The organism is Bradyrhizobium sp. SZCCHNRI3043 (genome assembly GCF_032377735.1).
In the GTDB taxonomy this organism is placed as follows: Bacteria; Pseudomonadota; Alphaproteobacteria; order Rhizobiales; family Xanthobacteraceae; genus Bradyrhizobium.
The window spans coordinates 89,237-112,875 of the sequence record NZ_JAUHID010000001.1; the positions used below are offsets into that span (position 1 = coordinate 89,237).

Below are 23,639 nucleotides of genomic sequence, written 5' to 3' on the forward strand. Positions count from 1 at the left end.
CGACGATGTCCAAGGACAAACTACTTCCCTCAGCCTCACGCGCGTCGCGCCGTGGTTTCCTGACTGCAGCCGGCGGTCTTGCCGCCACGGCGCTGGCCTCGCAGGCGCGTGCCGGCGCCGGCAATCCCGCCAACCAGCCGCCGAACGTGCCGGAATGGACGCGCACCCTCGGCGAGGGCGTCGCTGTGCGCCCCTACGGCAAGCCGTCGAAGTTCGAGAAGGACGTCGTCCGCCGCGACGTCGAATGGCTGACGGCTTCGCGCGAATCCTCGGTCAGCTTCACGCCGCTGCATGAGCTCGAAGGCATCATCACGCCGAACGGGCTGTGCTTCGAGCGCCATCACGGCGGTGTGGCCGACGTCGATCCGGCCGATCACCGGCTGATGATCCACGGCCTGGTCGAGCGGCCGCTGCTGCTGACGCTCGACGAGCTCAAGCGCTACCCGCGCGTTAACCGCATCCACTTCATGGAATGCGCCGCCAATTCCGGCATGGAGTGGCGCGGTGCCCAGCTCAATGGCTGCCAGTTCACGCATGGCATGATCCACTGCGTGCAGTACACCGGCGTCTCGCTGCGCACGCTGCTGGAGGAGGCCGGCGTCAAGACCAACGGCAAATGGCTGCTGGTGGAGGGCGCCGACTCCGCGTCGATGGATCGCAGCCTGCCGATCGAGAAGGCGCTCGACGACTGCATCATCGCCTACAAGATGAACGGCGAGGCGCTGTATCCCGAGCAGGGCTATCCGATGCGCCTGGTCGTGCCGGGATGGCAGGGCAATCTCTGGGTCAAATGGCTGCGCCGCATCAAGGTCGGCGACCAGCCCTGGCACACTCGCGAGGAAACCTCGAAATACACCGATCTTTTGCCGAACGGAAAGGCGCGGCGCTTCACCTGGGCGATGGATGCCAAGTCGGTGATCACCAGCCCGAGCCCGCAGGCGCCGATCAAGCATGGCAAGGGCTTCACGATCGTCTCGGGACTGGCGTGGTCGGGCAACGGCAAGGTCAAGCGCGTCGACGTGTCGCTCGATGGCGGCCGCAACTGGTGGCCGGCGCGGATCGACGGCCCGGTGCTCGATAAGGCGCTGACCCGCTTCTACTACGAGTTCGATTGGAACGGCGAGCCGCTGCTGCTGCAGTCGCGGGTGCAGGACGAGACCGGCTACGTCCAGCCGTCCAAGGCCGAGCTGCGCAAGGTCCGCGGCTACAACTCCATCTATCACAACAATGGCATCCAGACCTGGCACGTGCAGGCAAACGGTGAGGTCGAGAATGTTGAGGTCGCCTAAGCTCCTCATTGCCGCCGCGGCGCTGGCAACGCTTGCGGGCTCGGTGGCATTCGCCGGCGGTCCGAGCGAGAAGATCGAGGCCAAAACCGAGGCCAAGCCGCCGCAGCGCTTCAACATCGGCCGCGCGCCGAGCGCCGAGGAGATCCGCGGCTGGGATATCGACGTGCGTCCGGACGGGCAGGGGCTGCCAGTCGGCAAGGGCACCGTCGCCCAGGGCGAGAAGCTGTTCATGGACAATTGCGCCAGCTGCCATGGTGAATTCGGCGAGGGTGCCGGCCGCTGGCCGGTGCTCGCCGGCGGCAAGGGATCGCTGACATCAGACAATCCGGTCAAGACGGTCGGCTCCTACTGGCCCTACGCCTCGACGCTGTTCGACTACGTCCGCCACGCGATGCCGTTCGGCAGCCCGCAGTCGCTGAAGGTCGACGAGTACTACGCGCTGGTCGCCTATGTGCTCTATCTGAACGACGTGATCACCGATCAGAACTTCGAGTTGAGCAACAGCAATCTCGCCACGATCAAGATGCCGAACGAGGGCGGGTTCATCATGGATGACCGGAGCACGAGCGAGAAGGCGTTCTGGCAGAAGGATCCGTGCATGAAGAACTGCATCGCGCCGGTCAAGATCACCGGACGCGCGACAGCGGTCGACGTCACGCCGGAAGACAAGGACGGCAAGCCGCGAGGCGTCGAGTGAGGATTGCCGGATGCAGCCGCCGCCAGATGCTGTTGGCGGCCGCATCCGTCGCCCTGGCCGGAAGCGGGGTTGCGTCCATCGCCACTGCAGCCGAGCCACACAGGCTCGCGTTGCAGATCAGCGACGAGGATCCGGCCAAGATGCGCGCGGTGCTCGACGTCGCCGCGAATGTCTCCCGCCACTATTCGGGCGAGGGCGCGGAGGTCGAGATCGTGATCGTCGCCTTCAATGGCGGCCTCGACATGCTGCTGGCCGACCGCTCGCCGGTAAAGGAGCGGGTGCTCGGCTTCGCCAAGTCGATGCCCAATGTGAGCTTCATCGCCTGCGGCAATACCTTGGAGACGCTCGCGAGCAAGGAGGGACGGCAGCCGCCTCTGCTCGACGGTGTCACGGTCGTCAAGACCGGGGTCGCGACCCTGCTGGAGCTGTCCGAGAAGAACTGGACGATCGTGCGTCCCTGAAGGAATTTGCGATGCGGTGGTGGCTGGCTCTCGTCCTCTCGTTCATTGCGTCGATCGCAGTCGCGGCCGAGGAGATGCGCGAGCTCGCGATCGGCGGGCGTACGGCGCTCGGCACGCTCCGGCTGCCGGCGCAGTCGGGACCGGATGTGCCGCTGGTGCTGATGACGCACGGCACGCTCGCGCACAAGGACATGGAGACCATCCAGGGTCTGTCCAAGGCGTTGGCCGAGCGGGGCATCGCCTCGCTCGCGCACAATCTCGTGCTCGGTCTCGATCGCCGCACCGGCATGTACGATTGCGCCAAGCCCCATGACTATGCGCCTGACGATGCGATCGCCGAGATCGCCGCCTGGCTGAGCGAAGCGCGCAAGACCTCGTCGCACGTCTTCGTGCTCGGACATTCGCGCGGCGCCAATCAGCTCGCGCGCTATCTGGCCGCGTATCCCAAAGCGGCGGTCGACGGTGTGATCCTGCTGGCGCCGGCGACGGCGAGCATCGAGACCGGTTTGAGAGACGCCTATGCGGAAAGCTACGGCCAGCGATTGGCGCCGCTGCTCGACAAGGCTGAGGCTGCGATCGCCGCCGGGCGCGGCGGTGATTGGATGTCGGTGCCGGGCTTCATCTATTGCCGCGATGCCAAGGTGACGGCGCGCGCATTCGCAGCATTCTATCGCGCCGACCGGCGCCAGGATACGGCGGCGCTGATCGCCGACGTGAGCCTGCCGGTTCTGGTGCTTGCGGCAGCGCAAGACAAGACGGTACCGGACGTGGCAGCGTCGTTCGCGCCGCTGGCGTCACGCGCCGGCAGCCGTGTCCGATTGGAGACGATTGACGACGCAGATCACTTCTTTCGCGATCTCGCCGCCGAGGATGCCGCTGATCGCATCGCAGGATTCATTGCAGCCACGCGTTAGGAGTCACCATGGAACGTCGATCTTTGATGCAAGCTGGTCTTGCCAGTGTGTTTGGAATCTTCGGTGTCAGCCGCGCACGCGCGGCGACGGAGTCTCCGCGCCAGCGCGTCGCCTATCATCTCGCCGATCAGGACCGCGCCCTGTTCGTTCTCGGCAACCTCCAGAATCACGTCGATGGCACCGGAGGACCTGGACGCGCAGACATTCGCCTGGTGATCCACGGTCCGGGCTTGCGGGCCTTTCATGCGATTTCGGCCGACCAGACCATCTCGGCTCTGGCCGAGCGCCTCATGAAGGCCGGCGTCGGCTTCGAGGCCTGTGCCAACACCATGAAGGCGCAGGGTGTGAAGCTCGACGATCTCTTGCCAGGCTTCGCGGTGGCGGAGAAGGGCGGCGTCGTGCGCCTCACCGAGCTGCAGCAGAGTGGATACGCCTACCTGCGCCCGTGACGGGCGCATGCGTCCTTGCCGATGCCGCCCGGCATGTTGAGCGGCAGGCCTGAACGACGGGAGCGCCCGTGCTCACCGCATTGATCGACCTTCTGGGTGAGGAGCTGGTGTCGCTGCTTTGCGGGCTCGCGGCCGGCGGCGCGTTCGGCTTCTTCGCCCAGCGCAGCCGCTTCTGCCTGCGGGCGGCCACGGTCGAGTTCGCGCGCGGGCAGGGCGGTCCGCGGCTGGCGGTGTGGCTCCTCACCTTCGCCTCGGCGCTGCTGGGCACCCAGGCGCTGGTGGCGATGGGCCTGCTCGACGTCTCCGAGGCGCGCCAGCTGGCGCAGCAGGGCAGCATTTCCGGCGCGATGATCGGCGGCACCCTGTTCGGCTGCGGCATGATCCTGGCGCGCGGCTGTGCCAGCCGTCTGCTGGTGCTCTCGGCCAACGGCAATTTGCGGGCGCTGCTGTCCGGCCTGATCTTCGCGGTGACGGCGCAGTCCGCCTATCGCGGACTGCTCGCGCCGGCGCGCGAGTGGCTCACCAATCTTTGGCTGGTCGACGGCGGACCGTCGCGCGACATCATGAGCCTGTTCGGCGGCGGCACGCCCGAGAAGCTCGGCTTCGGCATGCTGTGGTTCCTGGCCGGGCTCGCCGCCGTGTCGAAGTTTCAGGTCGGCCCGAAGATCCTGCGCGCGGCGGTCGCCGCGGGCGCGGCGGTCGCCGGGGGCTGGCTCCTCACCTATCAGCTCGGCCAGGCCTCGTTCTCGCCGGTGCCGCTGAAGAGCCTCACATTCAGCGGTCCTTCGGCGGAACTGCTGATGCAGGTGCTCGCCAGCACGCAGCTGAAGCCGGGCTTCGATCTCGGCATCATTCCGGGCGTGTTCATCGGCTCGTTCGTTGCGGCCGCGCTGGCGCGCGAACTCAATCTCGAAGGCTTCTCGGATGGGCGCGGCATGCGCCGTTACATGATCGGCGCCGTCCTGATGGGATTCGGCGCCATGCTGGCGGGCGGCTGCGCCGTCGGCGCCGGCGTGACGGGGGCATCGGTGTTTGCGCTCACAGCGTGGATCGTGCTCGGTGGCATGTGGTTGGGTGCGGCCGTCACCGATTTTGTCGTCGACCGCTGGCTGTTCGCCGCCAAGCCGGCGCAGAGCCCGGTTCAGTCGCCCTCCGTCATGCCTTCATGAGACATCTTGCGGAAGCGAGCCTGCTTCTGCTGAGCGGCATTGAAAATGCAGCGTCAAAGAGCAGCATCCATCAATCTCCGGGACCTGTCTGTCACAGGCTCGTCGACGCCTGGCGTGTCGGCGCACTCCAGGCCTCTGACAAAAACATTGTCTGATCAGATCGGATCGAACCCGAAGACACGTGTCTTTGCGTCGTTCACGCCGGAGCGCGGATCGCGTGGTCCGCGGGTCGACCACAGGAGATGCGCGCCGAACAGGGCGTTCGGACTATCACGCCCGAACATGACGTTGGTAGATCCCAGTCTCGAGATCCCGCTCGTTAACCAATTTGCGAAGGTCGAGTGTTACCGTCGCGAGGGGTACGGCGCAATCATGCGGCGGACCGATACGAATCGCCGGGACTACGAAAGGCACGCGAGATGACGCAACTCTCCATTCGAGCAAAAATGGCGGCCGTCATTGCGCTGCTGCTGCTGGCGATGACCATCGTCGGATTGCTGGCCGTCCGCGGCATGCAGACAATCAACACGCATACCGAACAGATCGCCAAGAACTGGCTGCCGAGCGTGCGCGTGCTCGGCGAGTTGCGTTCGGCGATCAATCTCAATCGGGCGCAGCTCCGAGCCTACATGACGGCTGATACGACTGAGGAGAAGGACAATCTCGACCGCAACATGAAGGCAACGCTCGCCGTCATTGCGACGGCGCGCCGCTCCTATGAGGCGATGATCTCGTCTTCCGAGGAGCGCAGCCTGTTCGAGAGCTGGTCGCGGGGCTGGGAGCAATATGTCAAGGCTGCCGATGGTGTGCTCGAGGTGCTGCGCGCAGGGAACGGCAATGCGACCAAGCAGGCGAGCGATCTGTTCAACAAGACGGTCCGGGGCGTCGCCAATCAGTCGGACGAATATCTTCGAAAGCTGATTGACCTCAACAATCGTGGCGCCGACGCCGAGACGAAGATCGCCGCGGATGGCTATGCCGAGGCATTTGCATTGATGTCGACGGTCATCGTCCTTGCCGTTCTCGCCGGCATCGGCGTCGGAAGCTGGTTCGTTCGCGATATTTCCCGGTGCATCGCTTCCATCATCAGGCCGATGCAGGCGCTCGGTGAGGGCAACCTGGCGACGGAGATCCCCTATCGCGGCCAGAAGACCGAAGTAGGCATGATGGCGGACGCCCTGGAGGTCTTCAAGACCGCCTTGATCGCGAAGAAGCAGGCCGACGATATCGCTTCGAAAGAGGCAGAGGTGAAACTGGAACGCAGCCGGCGGCTTGACGAGATCACTGGCCGCTTCGAGGCCGTGGTCGGCGAGATCGTCGACACCGTGTCCACGGCATCGAGCACATTGGAGGGTCACGCCGGCGGGCTCAGCAACACGGCGAGCCGCGCACAGAACCTGGCCACATCCGTCACCGCGGCTTCCGAGGAAGCCTGCGCCAATGTGCAGTCGGTGGCATCTGCGACCGAGGAGCTCTCCGCGTCCGTCAACGAGATCAGCAGGCAAGTCCAGGATTCGGCCCAGATGGCCAATGAGGCGGTGGCGCAGGCCCGCAAGACCAATGAACAGGTCAGCGAGCTTTCGAAGTCCGCTGCCCGCATCGGCGACGTCGTCGAGCTGATCAATACGATTGCCGGACAGACCAACCTGCTCGCGCTGAATGCAACGATCGAGGCCGCGCGCGCCGGCGAAGCCGGCCGCGGATTTGCCGTGGTCGCATCCGAGGTCAAGGCGCTTGCCGAGCAGACGGCGAAGGCCACCGGCGAGATCGGCCAGCAGATCTCCGGCATCCAGTCCGCCACCCAGCAATCGGTCGGTGCGATCCGCGACATCAGCATCACCATCGAGAAACTGCAGGAGATTTCGTCGACGATCGCATCGGCCGTGGAGCAGCAGGGCGCTGCCACGCAGGAGATCTCGCGCAACGTCCAGCACGCGGCGGCGGGAACGCAGCAGGTCTCAGCCAACGTTGCGGATGTGCAGCGCGGCGCCGTCGATACCGGAACCGCGGCTTCCCAGGTTCTGTCCGCCGCGAAATCGTTGGCCGACGACAGTGCCAGACTGAGCATGGAAGTGAAGAAGTTCATCGCCGGCGTGAGAGCCGCCTAGGGTTCGTAGCGACTGAGAGCCGCGCAGATCCGATCTCGCCGCCATTTCGGCCGGCCCGCGTCGGGTGTGCTGACAGGTGCGCCGGCCACGCTGCCATCGCTTCTGCGGTGGCCTGCGAGCCTCATCTCGAGGATCTTTCGCGCGGCCGCGGCAAGCTGCGTGACCGAGTCGCCTGGTGACGATGGGCTTGCGAGGCCCGCGCCGACATGAACAGAGCGTGGGTCGCGGCGGATCATGCTCCGCCGCGCTTGCTCGGGGCTGCCGTCCCCGAGTTCGTCAGTGCCGCTGTTTCCTCGCAGTCAGGCTGCCGCAGAGCCCCGCCTTTTCACCTCACCTGTCGGCATCGGCTGAATTATAATTGCAGAAATTCGAATATATGCATATAGTAACGTAAGTCGGTCGCGGCGCTGGGCCGCGTCAGCAGGGAGGACCCGTCGTGGCAATGATGAACGACGTCATGGTCAAGGATCTGGGCAAGTCCAAGCGCATCGACTGGTCGCCCTATCTGGTCGGCGCCGGCATCGGCGTCCTCAGCTGGGTGGCCTTTGCCGGGTTCGGCGACCCGCTCGGCGTCACGACGGCGTTTTCGCGCATCGCATCGCTGTTTGCCGCTCCGGTGATCGGATCCGACGCCGTCGCCGCCAACAGCTATTGGAAGTCGATGCCGTTGAAATGGGACTATGGCGTCTGGTTCCTGGTCGGCATTCCGTTCGGCGCATTCCTGTCGGCGATCATCTCCGGCACGTGGCGCCTCGAACTGGTACCGGAGGTCTGGAAGGAGCGCTTTGGCCCGTCTGTGGTCAAGCGCTTCGTGGCCGCGTTTCTCGGCGGCATCGTCATCATGTATGGCGCGCGTCTGGCCGGCGGTTGCACCAGCGGACACGGCATCTCCGGCGGTCTGCAATTGGCGCTGTCGAGCTGGCTGTTCCTCGCCGTGATGTTCGCGACCGGCCTTCTGGCGTCGCGCGTCATGTTCCGCAAAGCATAGGAGAATGGCCATGACGTCATTGATGAGCATCGCCGGCCCGCTGCTGATGGGCGCCGTGTTCGGCTATCTGCTGCAGCAGGGCAAGGTCACGAGCTGCAACGTGATCGAGAACCAGTTCCGGCTGCGCGACTTCACCGTGCTGAAGGTGATGGGCACGGCGATCTTGGTCGGCGGCATCGGCGTGCTGCTGCTGGTTGATACCGGCAACACCAAATATTACGTCAAGGACGCCAACATGCTCGCGGTCGCGCTCGGCGCGGCGCTGTTCGGCGTCGGCATGGTGGTCTACGGCTACTGCCCGGGCACCGCGCTCGGCGCCATCGCCAGCGGCAGCGTGCATGCCGCAGTCGGCGCTTTCGGCATGATTGTCGGCGCGATCCTCTATGCGCTGAGCTTCGACTGGGTGAAGGCTCACGTCCTGAATGTTTGGGCGCTCGGCAAGGTGCGGCTGCCCGACATCACCGGCGTGCCGGATGGCGCCTGGTTCGCCGCGCTCGCGATCGGCGCAGGTGCGTTCTTCTTCTGGGTCGAAGCATCCGAGGCCAAGGCGAAGCGGACACAGGGGTAGGCGGAGTCGCCTGAGTGCCCCCTATGTCAATCAGTGAGAGGTTCCTCCTATGCTATCAGGACTGTTCAGCAAGCTGACCGGATCGACGAGTGTGCCGGCGATCGAGCATGACGAGCTGGTGCGGGCGCATCAGCAGCGGCGCTGCGTCATCGTCGACGTGCGCGAGCCGCATGAGTTCAAGGGCGGACACATTCCCGGCGCTGTCAATCACCCGCTGTCGCGTTTCGACCCGGGCGACCTCGTGCACGACAAGCCGGTGGTTCTGATCTGTCAGGCTGGCGGCCGCTCGGCCACCGCGCTGCGGCGGGCGCTGTCGGCGGGGCGGCAGGATATCCGCCACTATGCCGGCGGCATGAGCCGCTGGCGGGCGCGCGGCGGTCCTGTCGCCTGAACGCGCCCTGTCCGACAGATCCGACCTTCTGCTCTGTCAGGACGTTCCGAACGGATCTGTTCTGGTTGAGATGAAATGACCTGCAACCAGCGTGGGTTGCGGCAGGTTAAGAGTAAAGTGTGCGGCGGAAAGCTTCGATAGCCGTTCTCGCCCGCAGCAGCTAATTTGTTGTTGGTCCACTCCATTGGTTGACTCGTTCAGGAATAATTAGTTGCAACGCTGCAATACTCGAACACCGGTCGACGTTCGAGGATTGCATGTTGAAGCTTGTTGGCTTGAGAACCCGGATCACCCTTTCTCTGGTGATCGGCGCGGCCGCGACGGCCCTCTTCGTGCTGCTGGTCGCCATGTGGATCATCGGCGGCATCATCGACCGCGCCAATGAGCGCGAGCTCCACGCCCAATATGACGCCTTCAATTCGCGCCTGCAGCTGGAGTCGACCCGCGCGGAAGCCATGAGCGCGGTGGTCGCCAAGATCCCCGCCGTCCAGGACGCCATGGCGCAGAACGACCGCGACGCCTTGATGCGGCTGTTCGGCGCGGGCATGGCCAGCATGAAGTCCGATTACGGTGTCGACCAGTTTCAGTTTCACACGCCGCCGGCGATGTCCTTCCTGCGCGTGCACCAGCCGGCCAAGTTCGGCGACGATCTGTCGGGCTTCCGCAAGACGGTGGTGGCCGCCAACACCGACCGCAAGCCGATCGTCGGGCTGGAGGGCGGCGTTGCCGGCCTCGGCCTCCGCGGCGTCGTACCGATCGTTTCCGCCGGCAAACATCTGGGCTCGGTCGAGTTCGGCCTGACCTTTGGCCAAAACTTCTTCGACGAGTTCAAGCGCAGCCGGAATGTCGACGTCGCGTTCCGCCTGGCTGGCGACAACGGCTTCAAGCTGTTCGCGACAACGATCGGGGAGACCTCCTTCTTCGCAAGCGGCGACTATCGGGAGGCATCGGCCGGCAGCTTCCTGTCGCGCCAAGGACAGCTCAAAGGCGTTCCGGTGGTCGCGCTGCTGGGCCCGATCAAAGATTTCTCCGGCAAGCCGATCGGCGCCGTCGAGATCATCATGGACAACAGCGAGTTCATCCAGGCTCGCAATCGCGCCGGGGCGTTGGCGATCGGGATGACGCTGGCCGGCCTCGTGCTGATCGCGCTCGCCGGGCTGTTGATCGCGCGCAGCATCTCCCGCCCGATCGTCCAGATGACGAGCGCCATGCGCGAGCTCGCCGATGGCAACCTGGACGTCAGCGTCCCGGCCGACTGGCGCAAGGACGAGGTTGGACAGATGGCGCGCGCCGTTTCGGTCTTCAGGGACAACGCCATCCGGATGAGGGATCTGCAGGCGGAGCAGGAGAAGGCCCAGGCTCGTGCCGAGGAGGACCGGCGCCGCATGCTGATGGAGGTGGCCGATGGCTTTGAGGCCAGCGTCCGCGGCGTTGTCGACGCAGTGTCGGCTGCGGCCATTGAAATGGAGGCGACCGCTCGTTCGATGTCGGTGACGATCGATCAATCGAAGCAGCAGGCCCTGACGGTGTCGCAGGCGTGCGGCTCCGCATCGGATAATGTCAACACCGTTGCCTCGGCGGCCGAAGAGCTGTCATCCTCGATGAACGAGATCAGCAAGACGCTCGAGCGTGCATCGTCCGTGGTTCGCAAGGCCGCGGACGAAGGGCAGCAATCCAACGACAAGGTGCAGCGGCTCAACGTTGCCGCCAGCAAGATCAGCGAGGTCGTCGCACTCATCAACCAGATCGCCAGCCAGACCAATCTGCTGGCGCTGAATGCGACGATCGAGGCCGCGCGCGCCGGCGAGTCGGGCAGGGGATTCGCCGTCGTCGCCAGCGAGGTCAAGACACTGGCGACCCAGACGGCCAAGGCGACCGAAGAGATTGGTGCTCAGATCGCCGCGGTTCAGGCCGAAACCGCCGCCGCGGTCCAGAGCATCGGCATGATCTGCACCACGATCCAGGAGGTCGACGAGATCTCGACCATCATCGCCTCATCGATCGCGCAGCAGGACGCCGCGACCCGCGAGATCGCCGGCAATGTGATCGTCGTCGCCGGCAAGACCCAGGACGTCACGCGCAACATCGCGGGCGTCACGTCCGGGGTCGTGCAGACCGGCCACGCCGCCAACGAGGTGCTGTCGGCGGCCGGCGAGCTCGCGCAGCAGTCGACCCGGCTGCGCAGCGAGGTCAACCAGTTCCTGGCCCATATCAGAGCGGCCTGACCGGTCGTTGGGTGGCTTGAAGTATCAAGCTCGCCGACACGCCATCGCCCCGGCCGTATCCGCCACGGGGGTGATTCCCCGTGTCCGACCGGCATGAGCTGTGTCCTGGTGCCGTGGTCTCGAGAGCGCGAGGCGGGGCGGCGCCTCCTGTCCCGTGGCTCACGCCTGCTTCGCGGCCGCCTTCTCGAGCCGCTTCGCCATCACGCGCCAATAGGTGCCCGGCATGAACCGCTGCAGGAGATCCATGAAGCGCGCATCGCCGCCGATCAGGATGCGGGGCTCATTGCGCTCGACGCCCTCGATGATCCGCAACGCGGCATCGCGCGGGCTGGTCCTGGCGAGCCGCTCGAACCGTTCGATGGCCTGCACGCGGCGCGCATTGTCGGTCATGCCCTGGCCGGCGCGGGCATTGCGCGCAATCGCCGTGGCGATGCCGCCGGGATGCACGACCGACAGCCGCACGGGACTGCCGGCGGCTGTGAGTTCGTGACGCAGGCTCTCGGAAAATCCCCGCACCGCGAACTTTGCCGCGGCGTAGGCCGATTGGCCGGGCGGAGCGATGATGCCGAAGATCGAGGACAGGTTGACGACATGCGCTTCGCGCTGGCGCGAAAGATGCGGCAGGAACGCGCGCGTGCCGTGCACGACGCCCCAGAAATTGATGTTGAACAGCCACTCCATCTCCGCCTGATCGATCTCGGCGAAGCTGCCGAACAGTGCCACGCCGGCATTGTTGACGATGATGTTGAGGTCGGGATGCGCGCGGGTCGCGTCCTCGGCGAACTGGATGACTGCAGCGACATCGCTGACGTCCAGCCGGTGCGTGGTCACCTTGCGGCCGCTCGCGGCGAGCTCGGCGGCGAGGCTTGCGAGGCCCGCCTCGTCGCGGTCGGCGAGCGCGAGATCGCAACCGCGCCCCGCCAGCTCCTGCGCCAGCGCACGGCCGATGCCGCTGGCTGCGCCTGTCACGGCGGCAGATGCGCCTCGAATGATCGTCATTGTCGCTTCACTCCCCTGATCGACCGGATCTACGTGCCTGTTCCAATTGCAGCTGGGCTTTCTGCCACTTTTTCTGATTGGAACCGAACCATCCGGCCGTTCAGCTTTTAACTCACATTACTTTACGAGCACACATTCGTGGAGGACCTGCATGGGACAGTCGCAACCTTTCCGTGCCACCGCACTGATCGTGGAAGACGATCTGGCGCAGCGCGAGATGATCACGCTGCTGCTCGAAGAGAGCGAGTACGACGTGATCGCGTGTGAGAGCGCGGAGGCCGCCGAACTCGTCCTGAACAAGCCGGGTCATCGCATCGTGCTGCTGATGACCGACGTTAATCTGGCGGGCCGCATGAACGGGGTTGAGCTTGCCCATCTCGCCAAGGCGCGTCACCCCCACATCAATGTGGTCGTCACTTCTGGCCGGCCGTTTTCGCAGCCGCTGCCGGGCGGCACGAAGTTCTGGAGCAAGCCGTGGGCGCCGCTCGATGTGCTGCGCGAGGCTGAGGTGACGCTCGAGCGCGCGCCCGATATCGGGTGAGGCCAAGGTCTTGCTCCGCCAGCGTCGCTCAAAGGGTGATGCGTGGCAAATGCCGACCGGTGGAGACGTGGGATTGGCTAGCGGCCGAGCCGACTGAGAGCCGGGTGGAAGCCGCGCTCCCACCCGGAAGTGCAACTACTTCTTCTTGGCAGCCTTCTTGGTCTTCTTCGCAGCTTTCTTGGTGGCCTTCGCGGCCTTCTTCGCCTTCTTCGCCATGGCATCCTCGTCAGGAGTTGATGGATTGCAACGCGACTTCGAGGCTTCGCTGGCGCACGCCAGCCATGCATTAGCCTCGGGTGTCGATCCCAGCAGATTCGCGAAGCTCTGCCTCACGCTGTCACCAGCGCGGTTGCGCTTATCCACAGCTCGATGCATTCGCCGGCCAGTTGCGCCGCTGGCACGCAGGTCGTGACAAGGTTAGCGGATCGTAAAAGGTGTCTTCATTGATTCAAAACCAAGGCGCAATCTTGGTTGCGACCTTGAGGAACCGTTAACTGCGCCGCGCCCATGTTGCCGCGAACAACAGGGTAGCTCATGAGCGCGGCGCTATTGAACATCGAGGACAGGAGCTGCGGCGTCCTGCTGTCGGGATGCTGAACGTTCCGACGCTATGGACCGCCTTCGTGGTCAATTTCCTCGCGCTGGGCCTGATCTGGGCCTACGTGATGCGCAGCTATCCCAATCTGGATTCGGCGCGGTACTGGACGGCGTCTGCGTTCATGTGCGCGCCGGCGGCGACGTTCGCGCTGACGCGGTTCTATTTCGGCTCGTTCGTTCCGCTGCTGGCCGGCGGCTCGCTGATGACCTTCGCGATCTGCCTCGCGGCGATGGGCGTCGAGCGCTTCTATGGCTACAGGGCGTCGTGGCGGCTGAGCTTGATCGTCGTCGCGATGACCTGTGCGTCGATCGCATTCTTTCAATACGTGTACGACCACGGCCCGCTGAGGATCCTGTGCTACTCGATCGGGCAGGCGGTCCCCATGGCGATCATCGCGCGGCTGGTGCTGGATGCGAGGCGCGGGCCCGTCAATCCGGGAGCGCGGCTGGCCGGCCTGCTGTCGGTTCTGATCATCGCGGTGTTTGCCGCGCGGTCGATCGGGGCGTTCGTCGGCGCCGATTTCAATTTCAGCCACTCCACCAGCGGCCAGGCCGCCGCGGTGCTGCTGCTGATCTTCCTGTCGATGTCGCTCAACTTCGGCTTCCTGCTGATGGCGGTGGACCGGCTGCGCAACGAGGTCGCCGATCTCGCGCTGCTCGACGATCTCACCGGCGTCGCCAACCGCCGTCACCTGATGCAGCGCCTGAGCGAGGAATGCGCGCGCGCCGAGCGCTCGCGGCGGCCGTTCGCGCTGCTGGTGATCGACCTCGACGGCTTCAAGACCATCAACGACACCCATGGCCATGCCGCCGGCGATGCCTGCCTGCAGCACTTCACGCTGATGGCCCAGACCCGGCTGCGCCCCGGCGACATGCTGGCGCGCACCGGCGGCGACGAATTCTGCATCGTGCTGCCGGCGTCCGCCTTGCGCGAAGGCGCGATGATCGCGCGGCGCATCCTGCAGGTTTGCCGCGACGATGCGGAGGCCTGTGCCGGCGCCGAGGTGCCGATCGAGGTCTCGATCGGCATCGCCGAATGGACCGAGGATGTCGGCGCATTCCCCGACCGGCTGATGGCGCGGGCGGACCAGGCGCTCTATGCCGCCAAGAAGGAGGGCAAGAACCGCTATGCCGTCTTCGCCGCCGACCACGAGACGCCGGCATTGGCGCCGGACCAGATCGAGCCGATGATGGCACCGCCGCGCCGGCAGGATGCCACCGCCGGGTAGCCGGTGCTATCGTTGCCGGCCATGAGGCCGGTTCTGTTCTCCCTCCGCGCAGCGCTCGCGCTGCTTCTCGTCACGCTGCCTCTGCCTGCTACGGCCGAGGATCTCACGTCGCTCGCCCGCTCGTCCGGCACGCCGGACATCCCCGGTCTGAAGATGGTCTGGCTGGCGCCGTGGGGCGATCCGGCCAAGGCCCATCCCTGGACCAACATCATCGTCCACCAGACCGAAGGACCGGCGGGATCGGCGCGATCAGGGGCGCTGGCGCAAGCCAAGAACCCGAAACGGCGCGGCGTCACCCTGTGGGTGGAAACCGACGGCACGGTGTATTGGGCGGTGCCGGAAACCCTGGTGACGCTGCATGGCGACGGCGCCAACCGCAACGACAACCGCTATATCGACAACGGCCCGACCTATCGCAAGGTCGTGCGCGACAATTCCATCGGCGTGGAGTTCGCCGGCAACTATCCCGACGTCACCCGGCCCGCCACCGAAGCCCAGGTCGCCGCGTGGCGCATTCTCTCGAAGCTGCTCCGGCTGCGCTATCAGATCCCGCGGGAGCGGATCTATGCGCACAACTGGATCGACTACAAGGATGCCCGCTATTGCGAGGGCTGTGCGCTCGCCGGGCTCGCCCGCGCTGCGCCGGACTGATCACATAACAAACTGATCACATAACAAGAAGCCGGCGTCTCCGCCGGCTCCGATCGCATCCAAAGACCACCTTCAAGCCGTAAGCCGCGCCGTTAATGCGCGGCCTCCAGGGCCGCCGCCTCCTGCTTGGCGATGGCGCCCTTGACGGCGGACTGCACCTTCTCGAACGCGCGCACCTCGATCTGGCGCACCCGCTCGCGCGACACGCCGAACTCGGCGGCGAGGTCCTCGAGCGTCATCGGCTCATCGGCCAGGCGTCGCGCCTCGAAGATGCGGCGCTCGCGCGCGTTGAGCACGCCGATCGCGCCGTTCAGCGCCTGCCTGCGGTGGTCATACTCCTCGTGCTCGGCCATGATGGCTTCCTGGTTGGGCGAGGTATCGACCAGCCAGTCCTGCCATTCGCCCGCTTCGCCGTCGTCGCGGATCGGCGCGTTCAGCGAGGCGTCGCCGCCGAGGCGGCGGTTCATGTCGACCACGTCCTGATCGGTCACGCCGAGGCGCTTCGCGATCAGCTTGACCTGATCCGGATGCAGATCGCCTTCATCCAGCGCGGAGATCTTGCTCTTGGCCTTGCGCAGGTTGAAGAACAGCTTCTTCTGGTTCGCCGTGGTGCCCATCTTCACGAGCGACCAGGAACGCAGGATGTACTCTTGTATCGACGCCTTGATCCACCACATGGCGTAGGTGGCGAGGCGAAAGCCCTTCTCGGGCTCGAACCTCTTCACCGCCTGCATCAGGCCGACATTGCCTTCCGAAACGACTTCGGATATCGGCAGGCCGTAGCCGCGATAGCCCATGGCGATCTTGGCCACGAGCCTGAGGTGGCTGGTCACGAGTTTATGCGCTGCGTCGCTGTCGTCATGCTCGCGCCAACGCTTGGCGAGCATGTACTCCTCCTGCGGTTCCAGCATCGGGAACTTGCGGATCTCGGCGAGGTAGCGTGAAAGTCCGGATTCTCCATTGAGAACCGGCAGCGTAGCTGTACGGGCCATCGAGCGCCCTCCAGTTGGTTCAGGCCCCCGATAGCGGCGGGCCAGGCAAAGCGGTCGCTTGGTTAAAGCCGGCCGGTTTGCGACGTTCCATGCGTCGACCATTCGACGCAGGCGCAACATACACCATTTTCGCCCCCCGGTGGAAGGATTCCGGGGGTCACGTCCCCGTGTGGCTGCCATAACCTGCTGGCATACTTGCGTTTTTCTGAAGGCGCTGCGTCATAGCGCCGCTCGCAGGGCGCTCCTCAACAGCATGAGATCCTCCGGCAGCTCCGATTCCCAGTGCATTATTTCTCCCGTCCGCGGGTGCTCGATGACCAGGAGATAGGCGTGCAGCGCCTGCCGCCCGAGCGCCTCGAGCGCGTCCCGCGCGGCCGGCGCGAGCTGGTTCGCCTTGGTCTTGAAATGCGGGCCATAGACGGCATCGCCGAGCAGCGGATGGCCGAGGTGAGCCAGATGCACCCGGATCTGGTGGGTGCGCCCGGTCTCGAGATGGCAGGCGATCAGCGACGCCACCGGCTTGCCGTCGCGGCCGACGAAGCTCTCCTGCACCTCGTAATGGGTGATGGCCTCGCGCCCCCGCGGGCGCACCGCCATCTTGTCGCGGGCATGCGGATGCCGGTCGATGGCCGCGTTGATGGTGCCATGCGGCCGGTGCGGCACCCCCCACGCAAACGCCAGATAGCCGCGCTCCATCGCGCCGGTGCGGCCGTGATCGGCGAACTGCGCGCTGAGCGAGGCGTGCGCCATGTCGTTCTTGGCGACCACCATCAGCCCGGTGGTGTCCTTGTCCAGCCGGTGCACGATGCCGGGGCGCTTCACCCCGCCGATCCCGGAAAGACTGGCGCCGCAATGCGCGATCAGCGCGTTCACCAGCGTTCCCGTCTCGTGCCCGGCCGCGGGATGCACGACGAGGCCGGCCGGCTTGTCGATGACGACGATGTCGTCGTCCTCGTAGATGATTTTCAGCGGGATCGCCTCGGCCGCGGGCTCGGCCGGCACCGCTTCCGGCACGTCGATTGTGATCGTGTCGCCGGCGGCGACGTGATAAGCGGGGTCCCGCACCGCCTCCGCGCGGAGGCTGACCTGACCGGCCAGGATCAGCGCCTTCAGCCGCGACCGCGACAGCTCCGGCAGCCGGACCGCGAGCACGCGATCGAGCCGCGGCGAGCCTTCGTCGCCGGCGACCGTCACCGTCATCACGCCGCTAGGATTTGAAGTCGAGATGTCCATGAATTCCACCGTTGCGCCCGAGCCGTCCTCGCCCGAGCAGGCCCAGCTGATGGCGCGGCTGCGGCGCATGATGATGATCGCGGGCGTGACCACCTCGATCGCGATCGCAGTGCTTCTGGTCGCCATCGGCTACCGCCTTTTCCGCGGCGATGGAAGCACAGCTTCGGGCCCGGACCTCACCGCCATGCTGCCCAAGGGCGCCCGCATCGTCGCCACCGGCACCGCCGGCGACCGCCTGGCCGTGACGCTGGATGTCGGCGGCACCACCGAGATCCGCACCTTCGACGCCAAGTCCCTGAAACCCACCGGCCGCCTCCGCTTCGCCGTGGAGCCGTAAGGGCAGGGCGGTTTCGCCCGGACGCCAGCCATTATTGCGTTGCTGCCCCATCTCTGCCGACTCGGGCGGTCAGCGCCTCCCCCGCCTGCGGGGGAGGTCGCATCGCATCGAAGATGCGATGCGGGTGGGGGAACTCTCTCCATTGGCACCGGCGCCGGCAGCGCCCCCACCCCAACCCTCCCCCGCAAGCGGGAGAGGGAGCCCACCGCCGCCTTGGCCGGCTGTTTCCATCCTATGATGGCCGATCCCTTCGCCACCCGGGCAGCCCACTCCCCTCCCCCTTGCGGGGAGGGGTCGGGGGTGGGGGTCCCCACGGGGAAAGACCCTCGAGGCACTCACCCCACAAAATTCCCATCCCCGTCTTGCGGCGCGGCGATTTCGAGGCTATGCGGTTCACCTCACGCTCCCTTCGTCTAGCGGTTAGGACGCGGCCCTCTCAAGGCTGAAACAGGGGTTCGATTCCCCTAGGGAGCGCCAATAAAATCAATAGCTTACGCGGTTTGTTGCCGCGCGCCCTGGCGGCTTCTTCAACTTTTCTTCAACGTGATTTCCGGCGCGCCGCTGCCGTCACCTTTCAAAAAGCCGTCGCGTTGTACGGGAATCCGACGTTCCGCGTTCGGACTTCGAAGGGCGGCTCCTTTCCTTGATCGACACGTCAGCTTAGGGTCGAGTCGCTATGACCTGCGACGGTGGTGAACGAGCAGGCTCGCACCATTTGGGCGTGCCTGCATGTCGTCCCAACACCTGATCAACATCTCGCGGTCTGCCCATGCGAGGGTACGGGATGGATCGGATGAGAAGTTGGTTGGATTTCCACGAGGCATCGTTGGGCGAGGGCGAGGTTTCTCTCGGAGCGGTATTTAACGAGATTTGCGAGCTTATCTCTCAGCATGAGCCGAAGTGGCCTCGCGAGTGGAAAAGGGCGCTGGACGATGCTCTCGATAAGCTACTTGCCGGGCCTCTAGACCAAGAGACGCTCGAAGGTTGGCATCTCCAACAGAAGGCCACCCTTTTCCTCAGACTTGAGATGGAAGAGGAGCGATTGCAAGTCTATGTCCGAGACCCCGTCACCGAAAAAGTCTTGTGTCTGCGTTGCGAAGATTGGATGCGCTTTTCGCCTAAAGAATACATCCCCGTTGGTGGCCACGATAACTTCATCTTGGATGGAAACTATGGAGTGATTGGAGCGGATGGCACGCGATTTTACGCGCACCTCGCCTCCGCATTCGTCTCTCGCCAAGAGATCAGAATACTTATCAATAAGCGACTTATTAGGTCACACAACGACGCCCCTCAGGGGGCCTTAGTAAGGCAATCTGTTCTCGCCCTTTGGAATGGGGATCCTCCTTTGCGGCTGGCCGCGAAGACTCGCAACTTTGAAATCCAGGAATGGGTTCGAAAAAACCATAACGTTACTCCATCGATTGCAACGATAAAACGCGAATTGAGGGAGATGCGGCTAGAGCGCCAAAGGCCGAAATCTGATCGATGACCGCAGTCGGCTGTTCATAGTCTCGAATGCGCTTCCTCAGCGAGCGCTTACTGTATTTCGATAACCGAATGCGGTGTTGTTACGGGGCGATTTTGAGTATCGGCGCAGAAGGCGATCAGCAAGCAAAAAGCTGACGCGGCATTGTTCCAACGCAAACTTCGCCTGAGGGGGGTGAAGCGTCGAGGCACCTAATCTCGCGACCAAGCGATGAGCCCAGTTGAGCCGAACGAGAAATTGAGGCGCACTCCCGCGTTATCTAGATGGATGGCGTTGGCGGTCGCCAACGCGGTCTCCGGAACGTCTCCGGACTAGAGAGGCTTTTCATGAAAATGGCTTACAGTGTCGCCGAAGCGTGCAAATTGCTGAGCATCGGCCGGACAACTCTGTACCACGCGATAAAAAGCGGTGAGTTGCAAATAGCCAAGATCGGTCGTCGAACCGTCATCCGCGCCGAGTTTCTCCGCGCTTTCGTTGATAGTCTTCCTACTAAGGATGACGCGGAGCCCTCAGGGCAATGAGCGCCGTGTTCACGGGATTGGGGAGCCATCCGTTGAACCAGATTTGAACCGCACCAAAGGGCAGTTCGTCTGAGAGCATCCTATGTGCCTCTCGTCGTGGTTCCGGCAACTGAGAGAAGTGGAAGCGCTCAGTCGCCGCCTCGTGTTCTCGCCTGTGTGGTGCTCATCCGCCAACGGCGGCAATCGACCATTGCCACAGAAGTTGGCACATCATCAATCTGGAAAATCGAATGAAGAAGCCGGAACCAAACTATACGATCAAGACTCTTTTGGAGGAGCTTGAACGCAGCGGAAGTAACCTTAGGAACTCTAGCAAGGGACATCGTGCTCTGCTCCGGAGTTCTCTGCAGACGGCACAACGGATCATTGTAAAATTCTCGGATGACAAGACACTGCGGTCGCAGTTCGTCAGCGCAGTGAAAAAGGCGAGGAACAGGCGCAAAAAATCAGCCGCCATCAATTGGCCTCTTGAAGTTGTAGCTAAGGCTACGGGTGCTTCATCACGAAAGGCCAGGAAACTGGCATCAAAGCGAGCTGGAGTCCTCGAGTACCTGCGTGAACGTGGCGTGGCGGTGAAGGACACTGCCATTACTGTCAAAAAGGAGGGGTTGGAGAAGCTCTATTCTGCGTGGTGCAAAAAGAAAAGGGAGGCGCTGGCGGATGCTGGCAAAGCTTCCAAACGCGAGAAGGCTCGCAACGACAAGGAGGTCATTCTCCCTCTTCGGATGAGGATGTCCGAACGCGACCAGCTCTTGGACCAGAAATTGGGCACCAAGCTCACGATGCTAGTTTCGCGGGTAAGCAAGGATGACGGTGATCTTCAGGTGAGACGCGTTATGGCTGCGAATAGCCTTGGAGATGCCAGCGATTGGGATGATTAATGCTAGGAGGACGATGCTCCGCCTCTCTACAGAGAGAAAACGGAAGCCCCCGGCTCACGAGGTCGGGGGCTTTTTTCTTGGGCGGCTTCGCCGTCTTCCGTCTCTTTAAGAGACGGTGCGAGGCGGCCATCGTCCGATCCCGCTCAACCATCTCCCATCTTGTAAAATAGCTAATTCAGAACACATAGCCGACGCGCTCAGTGGTTGTCCCGATGCGCGGTACTTCAACATGGAGAATTCACCCTCTTCATATGGCTAGTCATGTCTGAATAGATAATTCAAATCACAACATAAACGGACCAACGATGACACAACATCAACCTGCTTATGGCTTTCATTGTAGAGAAGCCATTGTGGAGGCATATTCAAGCCTGATAGCTGAAAAGATGAACGAGGGGCGCGAAGGATACTTTGTGAACTTCATGTTCAACCGATTGTCAGGGTCACGTCAGAACCACATGGATACTATGCGGCAAGAAGTGGAGCGCGTGCATTGGACTCTCGCCAAGCACATGATCCATCGTCCGAACCATCGTAACTGGGTTCACCTCCGGCCGATCTTCGTTGGGGGGCCTGATCTACCAGTGTTCAAGTGGAATCGAGGCGAACCGAACCGTCGTGCTGTCGCCAATGACGGTCTACACTTCAACGTCGTCGCTTTGTTACCTCATCCAAGCCCGGCGATCTTACCGAGTGGGATTCAGAATAGATTGTGGGGTCTTCAATCGCGCTTGAAGGTGCCTCTCGATCAGCATTTCCGCGACCGAAGCGAGTTCTATCTAAATGATCGGCTCGCGCGGATCCACGTTACGCCGGTCAGCTACGGGACCATGGCCGATTATACTTTGAAGGCGTTCAAGCACGGCAGGTTGGACGAAGACACGATTCTGGTCTTGAACTAGCCGCGAGCCAGAATGTGGGGAGATAAGCGGGCAACGTTCTGTACGCCCGCTTATTGACTCGGGAGCGATAAGCCTACGTTGCGGCTACCGGCAACTAGGCTGCTTTCGTGCTAATGACGTGCTACTGCTGTTGGATTACCTCGTAGCTTTCCGAGCGGCGTTCAGATCCGCGATGATGGCTTTGATTGTGCCTTGGGCCGCTGCTGCATTGTGGCCGATATGGTAGCCGTGAAAAATGTGGACGGAATAATGATCTTCAAAAGCATGGTAGGCTCTCTTCCAGAGTGTGACCTGAACAGGAATCGCGCGCTTGCTCTCGGCCATTTGGCCGCAGAGGGCCGGACTGGTGGCCTCATCCTTCTCGGCAAGGAAGAGATGAACCGGAGCATAGAACTCGACGTTCTTCATCAGATAGCATGAGGGTTGCATGGCGAAGCCTCCGGCGAACATATGCTCGTGCAGATCGCCGATGACGCGGTTCATGATGATTAGCGTCGTGGTGGCCCCGTTGCTGCGACCAACGACATAGACGTGCTTGGAATCAGCGATCTTTTGGTCGATCAGCCAATCTAGTGCGGCATAGGCATCATCGGCCCGACGCCGCGCCCAATTCAATTGGCTTGGATCTGAGCAAACGCCGTCCGGCCCTAGACCTCGGGTAGCAAAGCTGTCGAGCACCAAGATACCATAACCTGCTCGGACTAGTTTTTCGCCATAGTCGCTTGCGAAATTCCATTCACGAGCTCCGGAGCAACCGTGCAGCATTAGCACGAACGGGATGGGACCTTTGGTGCCGTGCGGCCGGATCATCTCGGCTTGCAATTCGCCGCCGACTTTCACCTTTCCGTTTTCTTCGACGGTCCCATTCATAAAGTTCTTTGACCAGCCGTCTATGTATTCGTTGCCGGGAATCCATGGCGACGATTGCGTTGAGGTATGCCAGGGAATCTTGACCATCTCGGCGTTCGCCGGGCCGAAGAATAGGACGATGATGGTGACCATTGAGAAAACAACCTGCTTCATTGGAAAATTGAACCCCTGTCTCATGGTTGCTGAACCTGATCGTCTGCCCGTCAAATACTCGGCGTGGAAATTACTTCACGCGTTAGGACCATCGCGTGATCCGCACGTCAGGCCGGATCGTTCGCAGAATGCTCAGGAATTGATCGCGTTTGAATTTGGAGCGGAACATCAAGCGCCGTGCACCAAAATCGCCTGACAGGTTCACATGATAGTGGTGCACGGTTTTGTATTTTGGATTCGTTTCGCCCAAGCTCGCCAGAACATCGACTCCGCGCTTGTTAATGGTCTGCGCGTTGGCGTCGTGAATACCGGACAACGGCAATCCTAGCCGCCACGCAAAATAGGGGTAAGAGAGCCGGTCACCGGAGACGTTAAAGTGGGTACCCATGAGATGGGACGTTAAAGCAGAAACAAGAGCTATCGGTACGACAGCAAATCCGACCATCCCAAACGTCGGCGAAAGCGTCTCGGCGAGAACGACAAAGACGATGGCCGCATTGAAGGCGATCAAGACAGGGGTGGTGAAGACCTTCACCCAATCGATTATTCGATTAGACTCAATGGGCATCTGATCAACTTCGTCCTCGACGTGTTCAATATCTTGTTCGGCCGTCGCCTCATGCTCATCGCCCTCGGCGGACTTGTTGCGTCGGCGGCTGTCGTCTTGCACCGCGTGGATAATCGGCAAAGGCGGGGGAGCGGTTGCAACGGTTCGCGATTGCTGCGGCTGCGAACGTGGAGAGCGCCTTGCTCTGATGAGCAGATAGATTGAGCCAACAAAGCCGATGAGCAGAGCGGCCACACCTATACGGGCCTGCAAGTCGGAATTATCCACGCCTGCGATAACGCACACGATTGCGCCCGCAAAGAAGGACAGGGAGGTGCCAGCAAAAAGGAGGAACAGAGCAATAACAAGAAATAGAGGGGTAGGAACACGTTGAAGAAGGCTTTGGCGGTTAGAGCTTTCGGCGCTCGACATTATTCG

At 63.1% G+C, this 23,639-nt stretch carries 25 protein-coding genes and 1 tRNA gene; 20 read left to right on the forward strand and 6 right to left on the reverse strand.

Annotated features, from left to right (window positions below):
- Positions 1–5: 5 nt before the first annotated feature.
- The 11 genes from soxC to QX124_RS00485 all read left to right on the forward strand — a co-directional run bounded on the left by soxC (position 6) and on the right by QX124_RS00485 (position 11,259).
- Positions 6–1,289, forward strand: coding sequence for a sulfite dehydrogenase (soxC, locus tag QX124_RS00435; protein ID WP_315795667.1), 1,284 nt, complete (start codon positions 6–8; stop codon positions 1,287–1,289).
- Entirely contained in the window at positions 1,228–1,986 is a 759-nt protein-coding gene (locus QX124_RS00440; RefSeq protein WP_315795668.1) for a cytochrome c, read from the forward strand. Before soxC ends, QX124_RS00440 begins: the two co-directional genes overlap by 62 nt.
- A gap of 26 nt (positions 1,987–2,012) precedes the next feature.
- The gene (locus tag QX124_RS00445; protein WP_315718331.1) at positions 2,013–2,447 is read left to right on the forward strand and encodes a hypothetical protein; all 435 of its coding nucleotides are present in this window, start codon (positions 2,013–2,015) and stop codon (positions 2,445–2,447) included.
- An 11-nt stretch (positions 2,448–2,458) separates the two neighbouring features.
- Positions 2,459–3,361 carry an alpha/beta hydrolase gene (locus QX124_RS00450; protein WP_315795670.1) on the forward strand — a complete coding sequence of 301 codons (903 nt, stop codon included), beginning with the start codon at positions 2,459–2,461 and terminating at the stop codon, positions 3,359–3,361.
- Between the two features lie 8 nt (positions 3,362–3,369).
- Positions 3,370–3,810 carry a DsrE family protein gene (locus QX124_RS00455; RefSeq protein WP_409997641.1) on the forward strand — a complete coding sequence of 147 codons (441 nt, stop codon included), beginning with the start codon at positions 3,370–3,372 and terminating at the stop codon, positions 3,808–3,810.
- Between the two features lie 68 nt (positions 3,811–3,878).
- Positions 3,879–4,979 carry a YeeE/YedE family protein gene (locus QX124_RS00460; RefSeq protein WP_315795671.1) on the forward strand — a complete coding sequence of 367 codons (1,101 nt, stop codon included), beginning with the start codon at positions 3,879–3,881 and terminating at the stop codon, positions 4,977–4,979.
- Positions 4,980–5,398: 419 nt separating this feature from the next.
- Positions 5,399–7,087, forward strand: coding sequence for a methyl-accepting chemotaxis protein (locus QX124_RS00465; RefSeq protein WP_315795672.1), 1,689 nt, complete (start codon positions 5,399–5,401; stop codon positions 7,085–7,087).
- 445 nt (positions 7,088–7,532) lie between these two features.
- Positions 7,533–8,075: a YeeE/YedE thiosulfate transporter family protein gene (locus QX124_RS00470; RefSeq protein WP_315756100.1), complete on the forward strand. Its 543-nt coding sequence runs from the start codon at positions 7,533–7,535 to the stop codon at positions 8,073–8,075.
- Between the two features lie 10 nt (positions 8,076–8,085).
- On the forward strand, positions 8,086–8,643 hold the full coding sequence (locus QX124_RS00475; protein WP_315772277.1) for a YeeE/YedE thiosulfate transporter family protein: 558 nt from the start codon (positions 8,086–8,088) through the stop codon (positions 8,641–8,643).
- A 49-nt stretch (positions 8,644–8,692) separates the two neighbouring features.
- A complete protein-coding gene (locus QX124_RS00480) occupies positions 8,693–9,034 on the forward strand; it encodes a rhodanese-like domain-containing protein (RefSeq protein WP_315795675.1) in 342 nt (113 codons plus the stop codon).
- A gap of 257 nt (positions 9,035–9,291) precedes the next feature.
- Positions 9,292–11,259: a methyl-accepting chemotaxis protein gene (locus tag QX124_RS00485; RefSeq protein WP_315772280.1), complete on the forward strand. Its 1,968-nt coding sequence runs from the start codon at positions 9,292–9,294 to the stop codon at positions 11,257–11,259.
- Between the two features lie 159 nt (positions 11,260–11,418).
- Here the strand turns inward: QX124_RS00485 and QX124_RS00490 are convergent, their stop codons facing one another.
- On the reverse strand, positions 11,419–12,258 hold the full coding sequence (locus tag QX124_RS00490) for an SDR family oxidoreductase (protein ID WP_315795677.1): 840 nt from the start codon (positions 12,256–12,258) through the stop codon (positions 11,419–11,421).
- A gap of 151 nt (positions 12,259–12,409) precedes the next feature.
- On the opposite strand from QX124_RS00490, the gene QX124_RS00495 reads away from it, so the two are divergent.
- Entirely contained in the window at positions 12,410–12,799 is a 390-nt protein-coding gene (locus tag QX124_RS00495) for a response regulator (protein WP_315795678.1), read from the forward strand.
- A gap of 135 nt (positions 12,800–12,934) precedes the next feature.
- Here QX124_RS00495 and QX124_RS00500 read toward each other — a convergent pair whose 3' ends face one another.
- Positions 12,935–13,162: a hypothetical protein gene (locus QX124_RS00500; RefSeq protein WP_315783137.1), complete on the reverse strand. Its 228-nt coding sequence runs from the start codon at positions 13,160–13,162 to the stop codon at positions 12,935–12,937.
- 227 nt (positions 13,163–13,389) lie between these two features.
- Between QX124_RS00500 and QX124_RS00505 the strand changes: the two genes are divergently transcribed.
- Both QX124_RS00505 and QX124_RS00510 read left to right on the forward strand, forming a co-directional pair.
- Positions 13,390–14,625, forward strand: coding sequence for a GGDEF domain-containing protein (locus tag QX124_RS00505; RefSeq protein WP_315795680.1), 1,236 nt, complete (start codon positions 13,390–13,392; stop codon positions 14,623–14,625).
- 21 nt (positions 14,626–14,646) lie between these two features.
- Positions 14,647–15,276: a peptidoglycan recognition family protein gene (locus tag QX124_RS00510; RefSeq protein WP_315795682.1), complete on the forward strand. Its 630-nt coding sequence runs from the start codon at positions 14,647–14,649 to the stop codon at positions 15,274–15,276.
- A gap of 92 nt (positions 15,277–15,368) precedes the next feature.
- Here the strand turns inward: QX124_RS00510 and rpoH are convergent, their stop codons facing one another.
- Both rpoH and QX124_RS00520 read right to left on the reverse strand, forming a co-directional pair.
- A complete protein-coding gene (gene rpoH, locus QX124_RS00515) occupies positions 15,369–16,268 on the reverse strand; it encodes an RNA polymerase sigma factor RpoH (RefSeq protein WP_315737032.1) in 900 nt (299 codons plus the stop codon).
- 219 nt (positions 16,269–16,487) lie between these two features.
- On the reverse strand, positions 16,488–17,468 hold the full coding sequence (locus QX124_RS00520) for an RluA family pseudouridine synthase (RefSeq protein WP_315796600.1): 981 nt from the start codon (positions 17,466–17,468) through the stop codon (positions 16,488–16,490).
- A 31-nt stretch (positions 17,469–17,499) separates the two neighbouring features.
- On the opposite strand from QX124_RS00520, the gene QX124_RS00525 reads away from it, so the two are divergent.
- The 6 genes from QX124_RS00525 to QX124_RS00550 all read left to right on the forward strand — a co-directional run bounded on the left by QX124_RS00525 (position 17,500) and on the right by QX124_RS00550 (position 21,631).
- On the forward strand, positions 17,500–17,838 hold the full coding sequence (locus tag QX124_RS00525) for a hypothetical protein (RefSeq protein ID WP_315795684.1): 339 nt from the start codon (positions 17,500–17,502) through the stop codon (positions 17,836–17,838).
- A gap of 402 nt (positions 17,839–18,240) precedes the next feature.
- Positions 18,241–18,315: transfer RNA gene (locus QX124_RS00530), tRNA-Glu, on the forward strand.
- A 316-nt stretch (positions 18,316–18,631) separates the two neighbouring features.
- Entirely contained in the window at positions 18,632–19,330 is a 699-nt protein-coding gene (locus QX124_RS00535) for a hypothetical protein (protein ID WP_315795685.1), read from the forward strand.
- Between the two features lie 329 nt (positions 19,331–19,659).
- On the forward strand, positions 19,660–19,848 hold the full coding sequence (locus QX124_RS00540; RefSeq protein ID WP_315796601.1) for a helix-turn-helix domain-containing protein: 189 nt from the start codon (positions 19,660–19,662) through the stop codon (positions 19,846–19,848).
- A 230-nt stretch (positions 19,849–20,078) separates the two neighbouring features.
- Positions 20,079–20,729 carry a hypothetical protein gene (locus tag QX124_RS00545; protein ID WP_315795686.1) on the forward strand — a complete coding sequence of 217 codons (651 nt, stop codon included), beginning with the start codon at positions 20,079–20,081 and terminating at the stop codon, positions 20,727–20,729.
- Between the two features lie 305 nt (positions 20,730–21,034).
- Positions 21,035–21,631, forward strand: a complete 597-nt coding sequence (locus QX124_RS00550) for a hypothetical protein (RefSeq protein WP_315795688.1) — start codon at positions 21,035–21,037, stop codon at positions 21,629–21,631.
- Between the two features lie 135 nt (positions 21,632–21,766).
- On the opposite strand, the gene QX124_RS00555 is transcribed toward QX124_RS00550, so the two are convergent.
- Both QX124_RS00555 and QX124_RS00560 read right to left on the reverse strand, forming a co-directional pair.
- Positions 21,767–22,633, reverse strand: coding sequence for a dienelactone hydrolase family protein (locus QX124_RS00555; protein ID WP_315795690.1), 867 nt, complete (start codon positions 22,631–22,633; stop codon positions 21,767–21,769).
- Between the two features lie 103 nt (positions 22,634–22,736).
- On the reverse strand, positions 22,737–23,633 hold the full coding sequence (locus QX124_RS00560; protein WP_315795692.1) for a hypothetical protein: 897 nt from the start codon (positions 23,631–23,633) through the stop codon (positions 22,737–22,739).
- Positions 23,634–23,639: the final 6 nt, after the last annotated feature.

What these genes read in the sequence shown, in the direction of transcription:
- QX124_RS00495 (WP_315795678.1), top strand. Translation starts at nt 12,410, where the DNA reads ATGGGACAGTCGCAACCTTTCCGTGCCACCGCACTGATCGTGGAAGAC.
- QX124_RS00510 (WP_315795682.1), top strand. Translation starts at nt 14,647, where the DNA reads ATGAGGCCGGTTCTGTTCTCCCTCCGCGCAGCGCTCGCGCTGCTTCTC.
- QX124_RS00480 (WP_315795675.1), top strand. Translation starts at nt 8,693, where the DNA reads ATGCTATCAGGACTGTTCAGCAAGCTGACCGGATCGACGAGTGTGCCG.
- QX124_RS00550 (WP_315795688.1), top strand. Translation starts at nt 21,035, where the DNA reads ATGACACAACATCAACCTGCTTATGGCTTTCATTGTAGAGAAGCCATT.
- QX124_RS00440 (WP_315795668.1), top strand. Translation starts at nt 1,228, where the DNA reads ATGGCATCCAGACCTGGCACGTGCAGGCAAACGGTGAGGTCGAGAATG.
- QX124_RS00475 (WP_315772277.1), top strand. Translation starts at nt 8,086, where the DNA reads ATGACGTCATTGATGAGCATCGCCGGCCCGCTGCTGATGGGCGCCGTG.
- QX124_RS00540 (WP_315796601.1), top strand. Translation starts at nt 19,660, where the DNA reads ATGGCTTACAGTGTCGCCGAAGCGTGCAAATTGCTGAGCATCGGCCGG.
- QX124_RS00445 (WP_315718331.1), top strand. Translation starts at nt 2,013, where the DNA reads ATGCTGTTGGCGGCCGCATCCGTCGCCCTGGCCGGAAGCGGGGTTGCG.
- QX124_RS00535 (WP_315795685.1), top strand. Translation starts at nt 18,632, where the DNA reads ATGAGAAGTTGGTTGGATTTCCACGAGGCATCGTTGGGCGAGGGCGAG.
- QX124_RS00560 (WP_315795692.1), bottom strand. Translation starts at nt 23,633, where the DNA reads ATGTCGAGCGCCGAAAGCTCTAACCGCCAAAGCCTTCTTCAACGTGTT.
- rpoH (WP_315737032.1), bottom strand. Translation starts at nt 16,268, where the DNA reads ATGGCCCGTACAGCTACGCTGCCGGTTCTCAATGGAGAATCCGGACTT.
- QX124_RS00470 (WP_315756100.1), top strand. Translation starts at nt 7,533, where the DNA reads ATGAACGACGTCATGGTCAAGGATCTGGGCAAGTCCAAGCGCATCGAC.
- QX124_RS00520 (WP_315796600.1), bottom strand. Translation starts at nt 17,468, where the DNA reads ATGACGGTGACGGTCGCCGGCGACGAAGGCTCGCCGCGGCTCGATCGC.
- QX124_RS00450 (WP_315795670.1), top strand. Translation starts at nt 2,459, where the DNA reads ATGCGGTGGTGGCTGGCTCTCGTCCTCTCGTTCATTGCGTCGATCGCA.
- QX124_RS00455 (WP_409997641.1), top strand. Translation starts at nt 3,370, where the DNA reads ATGGAACGTCGATCTTTGATGCAAGCTGGTCTTGCCAGTGTGTTTGGA.
- QX124_RS00485 (WP_315772280.1), top strand. Translation starts at nt 9,292, where the DNA reads ATGTTGAAGCTTGTTGGCTTGAGAACCCGGATCACCCTTTCTCTGGTG.
- QX124_RS00525 (WP_315795684.1), top strand. Translation starts at nt 17,500, where the DNA reads ATGAATTCCACCGTTGCGCCCGAGCCGTCCTCGCCCGAGCAGGCCCAG.
- soxC (WP_315795667.1), top strand. Translation starts at nt 6, where the DNA reads ATGTCCAAGGACAAACTACTTCCCTCAGCCTCACGCGCGTCGCGCCGT.
- QX124_RS00465 (WP_315795672.1), top strand. Translation starts at nt 5,399, where the DNA reads ATGACGCAACTCTCCATTCGAGCAAAAATGGCGGCCGTCATTGCGCTG.
- QX124_RS00505 (WP_315795680.1), top strand. Translation starts at nt 13,390, where the DNA reads ATGCTGAACGTTCCGACGCTATGGACCGCCTTCGTGGTCAATTTCCTC.
- QX124_RS00545 (WP_315795686.1), top strand. Translation starts at nt 20,079, where the DNA reads ATGAAGAAGCCGGAACCAAACTATACGATCAAGACTCTTTTGGAGGAG.
- QX124_RS00555 (WP_315795690.1), bottom strand. Translation starts at nt 22,633, where the DNA reads ATGGTCACCATCATCGTCCTATTCTTCGGCCCGGCGAACGCCGAGATG.
- QX124_RS00490 (WP_315795677.1), bottom strand. Translation starts at nt 12,258, where the DNA reads ATGACGATCATTCGAGGCGCATCTGCCGCCGTGACAGGCGCAGCCAGC.